Genomic DNA, 12,053 nt, shown 5'->3' with positions numbered 1-12,053 from the left:
TAGATATTTTTAAATTATTGCCATGTAGCTTGGTCAAATACGGCCTTATCAAAAGTTGCGGCTGGCTTGGGCTCACAAGCATCCCCTATGCCGTTGTCGTTGCTATCGGTCTGCTGGCTATTGGCGACATTTTTACAATTATCATGGTTGTCACCGACACCATCGTTGTCTGAATCTTGGGTTTCACTGGCATTGTTGGGGAATTTATCAGCATTATCGCCGATGCCATCGTTGTCACTATCGCTTGTTTCATTGGCATTATTCGGATAACGATCTTGTTTATCTAATACGCCATCGTTATCGTCATCGTCGTCGTCAATCACCTTTGCCAGTTCACCGTTGTTAATGATGATGGTTTCCTCTTCAGTGACGCTTGCAAGCAATTGTTTATTTTGTTGATAGCTTTCGACGATTTGACTGGCCGCACCCGCCGACAGGCTATCAATCGGCATTAATTGCGCTTCAACGAGTAGTTGCGCATAGCGTGCTGTTTCACTGTTTTGTTGACTGATAAAGTCACCGAGGATACTTTCAGGATCAATATGCAAGTCATTCGCAATTGCCTGCTTGGCTTGTTCTACGCTTAATTCGCTATCATTTTGCATTGCGAGATGCACTAAGGTTGAGAGCGGCGATATCTTGGTTTGTCCTGCCGGAGCAGCCATGAGATAACTAAAACTAATGGTTTGCTCTGGCGCGTCTTCGTCGATAGTTTGTCCTGCAATTGCCTTGACTACAATTGGGTATTTTGCGTAATCGGGGTAGTCGCTAACAATGAGAATCGCTTTGCCGCCTTCTCCTGATGTCGCAATTGGTTCTCGATTGTTCCATATATAATCGCCATTGATATCCAGCCAAACTGAAGCGTTTTGTAGATAGCCGTCGATGGCGGTCGCTTCGAGTGTTAACTGGCCAATTGGTGGTTTATCTTCACCTCCGCCGCAGCCACTTAAGCTTATCGCCATCCCAACTGCTAAGGCTAAAGGATGTAGTTTTTTCATGATTGTCCCTTTATGAGTTGATCTGCCAAAGTGATAGATTTGGCGACCTCAAGATATAAAAGAGGCCATTTTCACGCATCACCTAAATGGGTGATAGGAAGGAAAATAACGGGTCAACTAAGGGCGAGGTTGGTCTTTGGGAAGGGGAGTTGAATTAGCCAGCGCCTTAGCGCTGGCTTGATTGAAGCAAGACAAATGACCAGCGAAGTGTTTAATAAAGCTCCGCCATAAGTTGTTTGAATTGATTAAAATCCAGTGATTTATCGGTATCAACACTCGCTTCACTAGGGGCCGGGTGAGTACATAAAATTACTCCGTCTGCACCAAGTAATTTTGCGGCCTTGGCCAAGGGGGCGATAGACTCGATGTTCTCTACTACTTCTCCTGGATTGACCACGATGGGTAAGTGAGTTTTTTCGCGTAACAGGCTGATGGCGCCTAAATCGAGGGTGGTCTTGGTTTTGCCTTCTAGCGTTCGAACGCCGGCTTCACACAGAATCACCTGTTGATTGCCCTGCGCTAGAATATAGTCAGCAGCATGTAACCATTCCTCTAGGGAGCACATATTGTTACGTTCCAACACAATTGGACGAGTCGACTTGCCTAATTCCTTCAGCAAATGGAAGTTTTTCATATGGCGTGAACGAACATGCAAAATATCTGATTTGGCGGCAAGGGCGGCAACTTGGTCGACGTAACTCACTTCCGTCATGATGGGGAGCCGATATTTTTTGCCTGCGGTATTGAGATAATTTAAACCTTCTTCTCCTAGTCCCTGAAAGCTATAGGGTGAACTGCGTGGTTTAAAGCAACCTGCGGCGAGAATAGCGGCTCCTGTTTCTTTTACCGTTGCTGCACAGTTGATGATTTGTTGCTCCGACTCAACTGCTCCGGGGCCAGCAAAAGTAATAAAGTCTCCCCCTCCTATTTTCACATCACCGACTCGTACCACGGTATTCACTTGTTTATGACTGCGACTCGAAAGCGCGCCATCAGCCTGAATGGTTTTAATTAAGCTCGGTGTTTCTGTTCCTGAGTTTTGTTGGTGAGCGAGTATCGCCAGCGGGATCTGGGTTGGATCAACATTTTCGCTGGGATAACAGCCTAACACCTTAATATAGCGGGTTAGGCGGGTTAACTCTGCAAGAGCCGCTTGCATTTGTGGGGAATTAACGTTGGCCGATACATCGACATAAAACATTTCTTCCCATGGATTACCTTGTACCGGGCGAGATTCTAACTTACTCATATTAATGCTGTGCTCACGCAATACCAGCAAGGCTTCAACCAGTGAACCTGGCTGTTGGGCTGTTGACATAATAAAGGTCGTGCGAGCAGGAACTTGATCTGCAACTTCAATCGGCTTGCGTGAAACGACGATAAAACGAGTATAGTTTTGTTGTTGATTGGCAATATCTGTTTTGAAGGCTCGCAGACCATACATCTCTCCACCAAGTTTACTGCCGATCGCGCCGATACTCAGATCATCACTGGCGGCGACCATTTCCATCGCTTTAGAGGAACTATCGACAAAATCAACTCGGGTTCCGGGCAGTGTTCGCAGGTATAGACTGCATTGCTGGTAGGGTTGGGGATGCGCATACAAGGTGGTTACCTGTTCTAACTTTGCCTCAGGGTTTGCAAGAATACAATGGTCAATGGCAATCGATAGTTCTCCAACAATTGAGAGGCTCGTGTGTTGCAGCACATCATAAACTTCGTTAATACTACCAGAACTGGTGTTCTCTATCGGTAACATGCCGTAATCCGCTTGACCAGACTCGACGGTATCGACAATATCCTGAAAACCACTACAGCCAAATTCAACAATTTGCTTTTTGTAACGTGAGAAGTATTGATGGGTGGCGATATTGCTATATGAGCCTTTGTTGCCCAGGAAGGCGACACGTACCGCTGGTGCAAGTTTATCGGGGTTGGTTATCCCTTGCAGAAATGCTTGCTGTGATAGAACCGAATCTTCGATGATGGTGTGATAAAGCTGGGTGACATAGTGCGCATCAAGGCCAAGTTCGCGCCCTTTGGTGATCAGTTTAACCAGTAGTTGTTGTTCACGTTCTTGATCGCGAATCGCCTTTGGGGATTCAATTTTACTTTTAGCCACTTCAACGCTGAGTTGGCGACGCTCAGTCAATAAGCTTAATAAGTTTTGGTCGAGCTCGGTGATTTTTGTTCGGATCTGCTCTAAGTCTGCCATTTATTATTCCCTGTAAAAAAAAAGCCTCCCGGTAGGAGGCTTTATGGATCTGTGTGTTTTCGTTTTTACACCAATTCCGTCCGCCTCCCTAAAAGGGTGGAGTAAAAAAGAAACCAAACAAAAATCGGATTGTAAATATTTTCATGCGACCAGACTAAAAAGCAATCATCTTAAAGTCAAGTAATACCAAGCAAATTGATGCCTGGTATTACTGTATTATCGAAAGCCTATGCGGCTTCTTCATCATCGTTATTCGGCTCGCCATCATCAATCTCGGCAGGCTCTCTTAGGAATTCTTTTCCTGAGCGACTCGCTCGATGTGCATTTGGCTTCTCTTGGAAGCGATGTAATTGTCGCTCTAGCTTGTGTCCAAGATTATTGATGGCGGTGATGAGGTCCTGATGCTCATCACTGGCAAATAGTTGTCCATTGGGTAAGTTAATTTTAGCTTCTACCTTAACCTTCTTGTTATCGCTAATAATAATAACTTTTGGTGAGATTAATGGGATTTGGTTTTTTTCTAACTTTTCAAAGCGCGTGGCAATATGCTCACGAATGGTTGGGGTAATGGAGATTGTTTTGCTGGTAATATCAATAATCATAAGCCTCCCAAAGACTATCTAGTAATTATTTCACTTTCAGCATACGATCTTTAAAAATAAAAAAACAGACATTCGTCACATTTTTTTAGCGCTTGAATTTGTTCGAGTATGATTGTGACTTGTTAGTGAAAAGTATTATAAATTGCTGAATAATGCTTGAATATTGTTGGGTAATTCGGCACATTGGATGGGATAACAAGCAGTTGGTGTTAACCCGTCGGTCACGCTTAGTTCGTAACCGAAAAAGAAAGTCGTTGTAATTTTAATCGATATGGATGGCGTCATAGATACTACACCTTTGCTGAATTCATCTTCTGGTCCTTCCGAGTTAGCGGTTTCAATATCTGAGCTCGCTCTTGTATTAGCTCGTCAGCCCAGTCAACATTTCTTTTCTGAATTGGTTCGTCAATTGGCAGAGCGCTGTGGTGCTTGCGAAGTTTATGTTGCCCGTTTTGATTCTCGTTTGGCGAATGTACCCTGTATTGCTTATTGTCGTGATGGTCAATTGTTTTCTAGAACCTTAAGCCCTGTCACGCCTCAGTTATTGGCTGATATTCGATATCAGGCTATGACTCTCTCAAGCGATTTAGCAGAGCAGTATCCCGATTATGCCTTCCTTCCCTCCGAGCTAGCGCGTAAGCCCTCAGGCTTTTTAGCATTACAAATTGTTGATGATGCAAAGCTGGTGGCTTATTTAGCGCTAACTTTTGTGGCTTCAGAATTTGATTCGGAATTTGTTAAACAACTCTGTTTGCCATTTATGGAGCGGATTGGGACCGAATGCTCTTTGTTACAAGAGAGCGAAGCGTTGGCGCTCTCAGCGGTGGCGTTTGAAAGTAATGACGGCTTATTGATTACCGATGCAGACTATCGCATCGTGAAAGTTAACACCGCGTTCTCGCAAATTACTGGTTATCGCCAATCGGAAGTATTAGGTGCCGAGTTGACGGAGGTTTTTGGTAGTCCAAACCCAGTGTTTATTGACGCTGTGGATGGTTCCGTTCGGCGTAAAGGTGAAGTCGAGCGCTTGAGAAAAAATGGTCAAAGTTATACTCAATCAGAGACCATTACCGCGGTAACGAATGCCGATACGGGACAGAGCCATTATGTGGTGAATATTCAAGATATCTCGGCCAATATTGCATCGGAAAAACAAATTCAACATTTAGCCTATTTTGACGAGCTAACGGGTTTACCAAATCGGCGAAAATTACGTGAAGAGTTAGACAGTTGTTTTAACCGCGCTAAAAAGAGCCATGTGATTGGAGCCTTGCTGTTTATCGATTTAGATCATTTTAAAAATATTAATGATTCTTTAGGGCATGCCGCAGGCGACTGGGTATTACAGCAGGTCGCGCAACGTTTACAAGGTTTGATCCGCCAAGGCGATGTATTGGCTCGTTTAGGTGGCGATGAGTTTGTCCTGTTACTGGCTGATCTCGGCGGAAGTCCGCCTCATGCAGAACAACAAGCGCACTTAGTTGGAAAACGTCTTATTAAAACCATCTCTGCACCTTATCCCTTCGATGGTCAATCGTTGCATATTGGTGCCAGTGTGGGGATTACTTTATTTCCGGGAAAGGGGCAGACAGCAGAGGATCTGCTCAAGCAAGCTGATACAGCGATGTATCAGGCGAAATCGGCGGGGCGACGTACCGTGATCTTTTTTGAAGATGGTATGCAGCGGCAAGCGGATAAACGTTTGCAAATGCACAATGCATTGCGTAGCGCTTTAGCCAATGAAGAATTATTGGTTTATTACCAGCCACAACATATGGTCGCTACGGGTGAGTTAGTTGGGGCGGAGGCCTTAGTACGTTGGCAGCCTTTGGGGAAGAGTTTGGTGTCGCCGACCGAATTTATCCCCATCGCTGAAGAATCCGATTTGATAATCGATATTGGCATGTGGGTACTTGAACAAAGCTGTAAACACATGGCTAAATGGCAAGCGATGGGCTTAACGCTGCCAGAGCTTTCAGTTAATGTGAGTGCCAAGCAATTCCATCATCCTGAATTTGTTGAGAAAGTTGAAGATTTGATGATGCGTTATGATATCGATAATGCGATGTTAAATTTGGAAGTGACCGAGTCGGTGGTGCTCGGGCATGCCGAGGATACGATTCGTAGAATGGAACAGCTAAAGGAATTAGGGCTGCGTTTTGCTATCGATGATTTCGGCGCGGGCTATTCTTCATTAAGTTACCTGAAACGCTTACCTGTGGATGAGCTGAAAATCGACCGCTCCTTTATTCGTGATATTCCTCGTGATAGCCGTGATATGGCGATCGTTGATGCAGTATTAGCAATTGCCCGTCATCTTGGTTTTACGGTGACAGCTGAAGGCGTGGAAACGCGTCAGCAATTAGAATTTCTGAAGCAACAAGGTTGCACCTTTTATCAAGGTTTTCTATCCAGTAAAGCGATCCCTGCCGATGCGATGGAACGATATATTCAACGTTTTCAGCGTAAATTTGCTTAAAAGCTCTTTATCTTTTAGTTTCTAGTCGGTTATAACTACAGCCATAGGGTCTGTTGCCAGCTGGGGTGGATTTTTATACAGGCTAAGTTTGTCACGATGTTTTTCGTTGCATTCATGGCCTTTATAGTGAGTATTGTGGTGAACTTGAGCCTATTTCACCAGGACAGTTCAACCGATTCTGCTTAAGTTGAACATTCTATTTTTATTTGTGAGGACGCGCTTATCATGACACGACTGCTATCGGCACTTTGTATTTTGCTTATTGGTTTTGCTCACGCCGAGGAATTTAGTCGTTCTCACGCGCTGGTGATGCATGGCGAGCCAGCCTTAGCTGCTGATTTCTCTCATTTACCTTATGTGAACAGTGATGCTCCGAAACAAGGGCGTATCACTTACGATGCATTGGGAACCTTTGATACTTTCAATCCCTTTATTGTGAAGGGAAATCCCGCCGCAGGGATTGGTCAAATATACGATACCTTGATGGTCTCTAACGATGATGAAGCATTTTCTCGCTATGGTCTGCTCGCCGAAACCGTCGATTTACCAGCCGATCGCTCTTGGGTACGCTTTAATTTACGCCCACAAGCTCGTTTTCACGATGGTCACCCAGTCACCGCGGAAGATGTGGTCTTTACCTTTCATTTACTGATGGAAAAGGGTGCGCCTCATTATCGGGCCTATTATGCCAGCGTGAAAGATGTGGTGGCAGAGTCGCCGCTGAGTGTGAAATTTAGTTTTGTTAATGGCAATAATCGCGAATTACCGCTGATTCTTGGTGAGTTACCAGTGTTACCCAAGCATTATTGGCAGCAGCATGACTTTAGTAAAGCCGATTTAACCCCCCCTTTGGGTTCCGGGCCTTATCAGTTGGATAAGTTTGATATTGGGCGTGCGGTGAGCTACCGCTTGGTCGATGATTATTGGGGCAAAGACTTAGCGATTAATCGCGGTCGTCATAATATTCAAACCATCGCATATGAATATTATCGTGACTCTTCGGTGGCTTTAGAAGCCTTTAAATCGGGACGGATTGATTTTCGCTTAGAAACCAGCGCCAAAGATTGGGCCACCGCATACAACGGTCCGTTGTTCGCAGAAGGTAAAATTCATACCGATAATCTGAGAAATGAAAATCCGCAGGGGATGCAGGGTTTTGTCTTTAATACTCGGCGAAGTGTGTTTAGTCAGCGAGGCGTGCGCAAGGCTATTGGTTTATTGTTTGATTTTGAATGGACTAACGAGCAGTTATTTTATGGTGCTTATACCCGTACAGAGAGCTATTTTGCTGCCTCCGAATTGGCGGCAACCGGGTTACCTAAAGGGGGCGAGTTAGCCTTACTGACGCCATTTAAAGCGCAGCTTCCGCCTGAGGTATTTAATCAGCCATTTCAGCTCGAACGCACCCGAGGCGATGGGAATATTCGCCCGCAAATGCGCGAAGCTTTAGCCTTGCTTAAAAAGGCAGGATGGACTTTGAGCAAAGGTAAGTTAGTGGATGTTCATGGTAAACAAATGCATATCGAAATTTTGATTTATCAGAAGAATTTTGAGCGAATTGTTTTGCCCTATACACGCAATTTACAAAAAATTGGGATTAGTACTGAAGTTCGGGTGGTGGATGTTTCGCAATATATCAACCGCGTACAGAAATTTGATTTTGATATGATAGTGGGTAGTTTTGGACAGTCTTCTTCACCGGGTAATGAGCAGCGCGGTTACTGGGGCAGTGCAGCTGCCGATCATTTTGGTTCACGCAATTACATTGGGGTGAAAAGTTCGGTGATTGATGAGTTGGTTGATGCAGTGATTGCTGCTGATAGTCGAGCCGCGTTGGTGGATGCCACTCGCGCTCTCGATCGGGTTTTGTTGTGGTCTTATTATGTGGTCCCTCAGTGGCACCTTAATACTTGGCGTATCGCCTACTGGGATAAGTTAAAGCGACCGACACGTAACCCCAAATTCTCGCCTGGTTTGGATACTTGGTGGGTCGAATAAACGACCATGACTAGTTATATTCTGCGACGCCTGTTACTGATGATCCCTACTTTATTGGGGATTATGACGCTTAATTTTGTGATCATCCAGTCAGCCCCCGGTGGTCCGGTTGAGCAAGCTATCGCCAAGATCCAAGGGATTGATACTTCAGCGACTCGTCGGGTAGATTCGGGGGTCGATAGCGAAGTTATCCAATCTAACGCTGGTGCAAGTTCTAGTTCATATCGTGGCGCGCAAGGTTTACCCCCAGAACTGGTGGCGGAGTTAGAACAGCTCTACGGTTTTGATAAACCCTTGTATGAACGTTATTTTGATATGTTGGGGAATTACTTGCGGTTTGATTTTGGGGATAGTTTCTATCGGGATAGTTCGGTGGTTGACCTCATTATTGAAAAAATGCCGGTGTCGATCTCCTTAGGCTTGTGGACCTCGCTATTGGTTTATGGGATTTCGATCCCGCTTGGGATCCGTAAAGCGGTGCAACACGGTAGCCGTTTCGATGTGTGGAGCTCAACTGTGGTCACGGTTGGTTTTGCTATACCTAATTTCCTGTTTGCGATTATGTTGATCGTACTGTTTGCAGGGGGCAGTTATTGGGATTGGTTTCCACTGCGAGGGCTTACCTCAGCTAATTGGCAGGAGTTAAGCTGGTTGGCTAAAGTGGGCGATTACTTTTGGCATCTGGCCTTGCCCGTCACCGCGATGGTGATTAGTAGTTTTGCGACTCTTACCATGTTGACTAAAAACTCCTTCCTTGATGAAATTAATAAGCAATATGTATTAACCGCAAGAGCCAAAGGGCTTAGCGAAAATCGCGTGTTGTATGGTCATGTATTTCGTAATGCGATGTTGTTGGTGATTTCCAGTTTACCAGCGACCTTGATTAGCATTTTTCTAACGGGTTCTTTCATGATAGAGGTGATTTTCTCCTTAGATGGTCTTGGTCTGTTGGGTTTTGAGTCGGTAGTTAATCGAGATTACCCGGTGGTATTTGGTACTCTGTATATCTCAACCCTTATCGCTTTGTTGCTCAAGTTAATCAGCGATGTGACCTATACCATGATTGATCCACGGATTAATTTCGAGGGGAGGCGTTAACCATGGGCTTAGTCGCGCAGTGGCTGCGAGTAAAGGCCAGCCCAATTACCCAACGCCGTTGGTTGCAATTTAAAGCGAATCGACGTGGTTATTGGAGTTTTTATTTATTTTTGTTGCTGTTCTTCATTAGTTTGTTTGCCGAGTTTATTGCCAATGATAAACCGTTGCTGATTTCCTATCAGCAACAGTGGATGATGCCGATCATCACCGAATATAGCGAGCTGCAGTTTGGCGGAGACTTAGATATTGAGGCGGATTACTCCGATCCTTATATTCAAGGTTTAATCGAGCAGCAAGGGGGATGGTTGCTATGGCCTCCAGTGAAGTTTTCTTACGACAGCATTAATTTTAATTTGACGGTGCCTTCCCCCTCACCCCCTACATTTGACAACTGGTTAGGCACCGACGATCAAGGACGCGATGTATTTGCTCGCTTACTTTACGGTTTTCGCTTGTCGGTATTATTTGCGCTGGTATTGGCAGTTACTAGCTCTGTGATTGGCGTCGCGGTTGGCGCCATACAAGGTTATTTTGGTGGGCGGGTTGACCTTTGGGGTCAACGTTTTATCGAAATATGGTCGGGGATGCCGCAGTTGTTTTTACTCATTATTTTATCGAGCATCATTCAACCGAGTTTTTGGTGGCTACTTACAATCTTATTGTTATTTAGCTGGATGAGTCTGGTTGACGTGGTTCGAGCTGAATTTCTTCGAGGTCGTAACCTCGAATATGTGAAAGCTGCTCGAGCCTTAGGGGTAAGCGATCCAGCGATTATGGCACGGCATATTTTACCTAATGCGATGATTGCAACTTTGACATTTTTACCTTTTATTTTCATTGGAGGTCTGACAGCCTTAACTGGTTTAGATTATCTAGGTTTTGGTTTACCGCCAGGTTCCCCTTCATTGGGAGAGATGGTTGCCCAAGGTAAAAACAACCTACAGGCACCTTGGCTCGGTATTACTGCTTTCCTATCGATGTCGATTATTTTAATTTTGTTGGTGTTTATTGGCGAAGCGGCGCGTGACGCCTTCGATCCCAGAAAGCGTATTTAGGTAGCGGCTTGTGAAAAAACTATTAGAAATTAACCAGCTATCGGTGTGCTTTGGTTTGCCTGACCCAGTGGTTAAAGATGTCAGCTTGGAGTTGATGCAGGGTGAAACTTTAGCTCTGGTCGGTGAGAGTGGCTCGGGCAAATCGGTAACCGCCTTGTCGATTCTGTCTTTACTGGGCGGGAATGCCAAAGTGAGTGGTCAAATTTGGTTGCAGCAGCAAGCCTTGTTAAATCAACCAAGCAAGACGCTGCAAGCGCTGCGAGGTAACCAAATTGCGATGATTTTTCAGGAACCTTTAACCTCGCTCAACCCCTTGCATAGCGTAGAGAAGCAAATTAGTGAAGTACTCTATGTTCATCGTGGTATGGATAAGCAGCAGGCGCAGCAGCGCGTCTTAGAGTTACTCGACTTAGTGGGGATCGAACAACCGGAAAAACGTTTGGCTAGCTTTCCTCATCAATTGTCGGGAGGGCAACGTCAGCGGGTGATGATTGCAATGGCCCTGGCCACCGAGCCAAAACTGTTAATCGCTGATGAGCCGACAACAGCCTTAGATGTCACTATTCAGCAGCAAATTTTAAATTTGCTTAAACAGTTGCAACAACAGCTAGGGATGGCGATTTTACTGATCACTCATGATTTAAATGTGGTCCGTGGTTACGCCGATCGTGTGGCGGTAATGCAAGCTGGCCAACTGGTTGAAGTGAATGATTGCGCGGCGCTGTTTGCGGCGCCTCAGCATGCCTATACTAAAACTTTGCTCGATTCTGAGCCGGTTCGCCAAAGCCTCTGTGATGCACAGGCGGAAACTTTACTGAAGGTTGCGCAACTGAAGGTATGGTTTCCCATTAAACAGGGTTTTTGGCAGCGAACCGTCGACCATATTAAAGCGGTCAACTTAGTTGATTTTGAATTAAAGCGAGGTGAAACCTTAGGTATTGTTGGGGAAAGCGGTTCAGGGAAAAGTACCTTAGCGCAGGCGGTACTGCGTCTGATTGACAGCCAAGGTGAAATTTATTTCAAACAGCAAGCCATTCAAGCTTATGGTGTTAAACAGATGCAGCCGCTGCGTCGTTTTATGCAAATAGTCTTTCAAGATCCGTTCTCTAGTTTGAGTCCACGAATGACGGTAGCGCAAATTATTGGTGAAGGTTTAAGTTTGCATTTTGACCTGAGCAAACAGCAATTAAAGCAAGCCGTTGCGGAAGTGTTGCTCGATGTTGGTCTCACGCCAGATGTGATGCACCGTTATCCTCACGAATTTTCCGGTGGGCAGCGTCAACGTATTTCTTTGGCTCGTGCTTTGGTACTGAAACCAGAAGTCCTAATTTTGGATGAACCCACATCTGCTCTCGACCGAACCGTACAAAAGCAATTGCTTGAATTGCTGCGTCAGTTACAGTTTAAATACAATTTAAGTTATTTATTTATTAGCCATGACTTAGCGGTTATTCGTACGCTAAGTCATCGGGTGATGGTCATGCAATATGGGCAGGTGGTGGAGCAGGGCGCAACTGAAGCAGTTTTTTGCCAACCTCAGCAAGAATATACTCGCCGATTAATTGATGCTGCGTTAATCTAAAGATTGATGGTAGCAACAATTAG

At 45.1% G+C, this 12,053-nt stretch carries 8 protein-coding genes and 1 other annotated feature; of the genes, 5 read left to right on the top strand and 3 right to left on the bottom strand.

The window, feature by feature from the left end:
- Positions 1 to 14 precede the first annotated feature (14 nt).
- From ACRRS1_RS14280 to hpf, 3 genes are all read right to left on the bottom strand, one after another.
- Positions 15 to 1,001, bottom strand: a complete 987-nt coding sequence (locus tag ACRRS1_RS14280) for a thrombospondin type 3 repeat-containing protein (protein ID WP_432459707.1) — start codon at positions 999 to 1,001, stop codon at positions 15 to 17.
- Positions 1,002 to 1,212: 211 nt separating this feature from the next.
- The gene (gene aroF, locus ACRRS1_RS14275) at positions 1,213 to 3,216 is read right to left on the bottom strand and encodes a 3-deoxy-7-phosphoheptulonate synthase (RefSeq protein ID WP_432452508.1); all 2,004 of its coding nucleotides are present in this window, start codon (positions 3,214 to 3,216) and stop codon (positions 1,213 to 1,215) included.
- A gap of 14 nt (positions 3,217 to 3,230) precedes the next feature.
- Positions 3,231 to 3,357: a sequence feature (Phe leader region), on the bottom strand.
- A gap of 86 nt (positions 3,358 to 3,443) precedes the next feature.
- Positions 3,444 to 3,818, bottom strand: a complete 375-nt coding sequence (gene hpf, locus ACRRS1_RS14270; protein ID WP_432452509.1) for a ribosome hibernation-promoting factor, HPF/YfiA family — start codon at positions 3,816 to 3,818, stop codon at positions 3,444 to 3,446.
- Between the two features lie 271 nt (positions 3,819 to 4,089).
- On the opposite strand from hpf, the gene ACRRS1_RS14265 reads away from it, so the two are divergent.
- From ACRRS1_RS14265 to ACRRS1_RS14245, 5 genes are all read left to right on the top strand, one after another.
- Positions 4,090 to 6,297, top strand: coding sequence for a putative bifunctional diguanylate cyclase/phosphodiesterase (locus ACRRS1_RS14265; protein WP_432459706.1), 2,208 nt, complete (start codon positions 4,090 to 4,092; stop codon positions 6,295 to 6,297).
- 225 nt (positions 6,298 to 6,522) lie between these two features.
- Positions 6,523 to 8,295 carry an extracellular solute-binding protein gene (locus ACRRS1_RS14260; RefSeq protein WP_432459705.1) on the top strand — a complete coding sequence of 591 codons (1,773 nt, stop codon included), beginning with the start codon at positions 6,523 to 6,525 and terminating at the stop codon, positions 8,293 to 8,295.
- 6 nt (positions 8,296 to 8,301) lie between these two features.
- Positions 8,302 to 9,393 (top strand): microcin C ABC transporter permease YejB, encoded by a 1,092-nt coding sequence (locus ACRRS1_RS14255; RefSeq protein ID WP_432459704.1) that lies wholly within the window; start codon positions 8,302 to 8,304, stop codon positions 9,391 to 9,393.
- A 2-nt stretch (positions 9,394 to 9,395) separates the two neighbouring features.
- Positions 9,396 to 10,448 (top strand): ABC transporter permease, encoded by a 1,053-nt coding sequence (locus ACRRS1_RS14250; RefSeq protein WP_432459703.1) that lies wholly within the window; start codon positions 9,396 to 9,398, stop codon positions 10,446 to 10,448.
- A gap of 10 nt (positions 10,449 to 10,458) precedes the next feature.
- Complete coding sequence (locus ACRRS1_RS14245; RefSeq protein WP_432459702.1) at positions 10,459 to 12,030, top strand: ABC transporter ATP-binding protein; 1,572 nt, start codon at positions 10,459 to 10,461, stop codon at positions 12,028 to 12,030.
- The last annotated feature ends 23 nt before the right edge of the window (positions 12,031 to 12,053 follow it).

Source organism: Agarivorans sp. Z349TD_8 (assembly GCF_050870825.2).
In the GTDB taxonomy this organism is placed as follows: domain Bacteria; phylum Pseudomonadota; class Gammaproteobacteria; order Enterobacterales; family Celerinatantimonadaceae; genus Agarivorans.
The sequence above is the reverse complement of the archived record's forward strand: the minus strand, read 5'-3'. Positions and strand labels throughout refer to the sequence as shown.

Bases quoted from the DNA above. Each gene is read 5' to 3' on its own strand.
- ACRRS1_RS14260 (WP_432459705.1), top strand. From the start codon at position 6,523: ATGACACGACTGCTATCGGCACTTTGTATTTTGCTTATTGGTTTTGCT.
- aroF (WP_432452508.1), bottom strand. From the start codon at position 3,216: ATGGCAGACTTAGAGCAGATCCGAACAAAAATCACCGAGCTCGACCAA.
- ACRRS1_RS14250 (WP_432459703.1), top strand. From the start codon at position 9,396: ATGGGCTTAGTCGCGCAGTGGCTGCGAGTAAAGGCCAGCCCAATTACC.
- ACRRS1_RS14265 (WP_432459706.1), top strand. From the start codon at position 4,090: ATGGATGGCGTCATAGATACTACACCTTTGCTGAATTCATCTTCTGGT.
- ACRRS1_RS14255 (WP_432459704.1), top strand. From the start codon at position 8,302: ATGACTAGTTATATTCTGCGACGCCTGTTACTGATGATCCCTACTTTA.
- ACRRS1_RS14280 (WP_432459707.1), bottom strand. From the start codon at position 1,001: ATGAAAAAACTACATCCTTTAGCCTTAGCAGTTGGGATGGCGATAAGC.
- hpf (WP_432452509.1), bottom strand. From the start codon at position 3,818: ATGATTATTGATATTACCAGCAAAACAATCTCCATTACCCCAACCATT.